Source organism: Mycobacterium sp. 1165178.9 (genome assembly GCF_001673555.1).
Lineage (GTDB): Bacteria > Actinomycetota > Actinomycetes > Mycobacteriales > Mycobacteriaceae > Mycobacterium.
In genome coordinates, this window is record NZ_LZMB01000532.1 from 1 (window position 1) to 1682 (window position 1682).

Genomic DNA, 1682 nt, shown 5'->3' on the forward strand with positions numbered 1-1682 from the left:
CGCGCCACCTGCGCAGCGAACAACCCCGGAATCGACACCCGCGCAGTCGGATCGGGCCGAGCCAACACCGCCCGATTACCGATCCGATCCAGGTGGGCGCGCTCGTCCGCATCCATCAGAGTTACCGACGACAACCGGAGCGCCGGGTCGGCGGTCATAGCGGCCAACACCCGCCGCAGCCGCTCGATCAGCGCGTCAATGGTTTCGGCGTCGAACACATCGGTACGGAACTCGACTGCCCCGGCGATCCCCGCGGGCTCACCGGCTTCGCTCCAGCGTTCGGCCAACGAGAACGTCAGGTCCATGCGGGCGGTATGGGTGTCCGCCGGCAGCGAGGTCACGTGCAGATCGCCTAACGCCAAGTCGGCGGCCGGGTCACCGGCGAAGTTCTGCCAGGCCAACATCACCTGCACCAGCGGATGGTGCGAACGGCTCCGGGCGGGATTGAGCCGCTCCACCAATACCTCGAACGGCACGTCTTGGTGCTCGTAGGCGGCCAGGCTGCGCTGGCGCACCTGAGCCAACAGCTCGGCAACCGTGGGATCGCCGGACACGTTCACGCGCAGCACCAGCGTGTTGACGAATGACCCCACCAGCTCGTCCAGCGCGGGGTCGCGACGCCCGGCGATCGGAAATCCCACGGCCACATCGGAACTGGCGCTCATCTTCGCGAGCAGCACCGCAAGGGCGGCCTGCATCACCATGAAGCTGGTCGCCTTGTACTGACCCGCGAGCCCAGCAACCTGCTCCTGCAACTCGGCCGGCCAATCCACCATCACCCGGGCCCCGCGGTAATCGGCCACCGGCGGGTACGGCCGATCGGTGGGCAACTCGAGCCGTTCGGGCAGCCCGGCCAACAGGTCTTCCCAGTAGGTCAGCTGAGCAGCGATCCGACTGTGCGGATCCTGCAGTTCACCAAACTGTTCGCGCTGCCATAGCGTGTAATCGACGTATTGCACCGCCAGTGGGGCCCAACTCGGGGCTTGTCCGGCACACCGGCTGGCATAGGCCAGCCCCAAGTCGCTGACCATCGGCGAGATCGACCAGCCGTCCGCGGCGATATGGTGCACCACGGCCACCAGCACGTGCTCCTCGTCGGCGACACGCAAAAGCCTTGCCCGCAAAGGGATCTCAGACGTCAGATCGAACGGGTCGCGCACAACCACGGCGATGGCCTGCTCCACCCGGCCAGCCGACCAACCGGTGGCGTCCACGACCTGCCAACCAAAGTCGGCTTCCTCCACCGGGATCACCAGCTGCCGGGGCACGCCGTCCACCGACGGGAACAACGTCCGCAGGCTTTCGTGACGACCCACCACATCGCCCAGCGCCGCCCCCAGCGCCTCGACGTCAAGGCGCCCGTTCAGCCGCAACGCCACCGCCATGTTGTACACCGCCGAGGGGCCTTGCAACTGGTCGATGAACCACAACCGGTTCTGCGCAAACGACAACGGCACCACCTCGGGCCGCTCCACCGCCACCAGCGGCTGCAGCCCACCCCCGTCGCCACCCAATCGCGGGGCCAACTGAGCCACGGTGGGCGCCTCGAACAAGGTGCGCACCGAAACATGGGCATTCAGAGTCTTATTGGTCGCGGCGATGGCCCGCATTGCCGACAGTGAATCGCCGCCCACATCGAAGAACGACTCATCGACCCCGACCCGGTCCAACCCCAAGACCTG

At 66.9% G+C, this 1682-nt stretch carries 1 protein-coding gene; it reads right to left on the reverse strand.

Features of this window, described 5'->3' with window-relative positions; all coding sequences use genetic code 11:
• Nucleotides 1–1682: condensation domain-containing protein (locus A5652_RS22785; protein ID WP_232001337.1), on the reverse strand; the 1682-nt coding region annotated here is incomplete at both ends.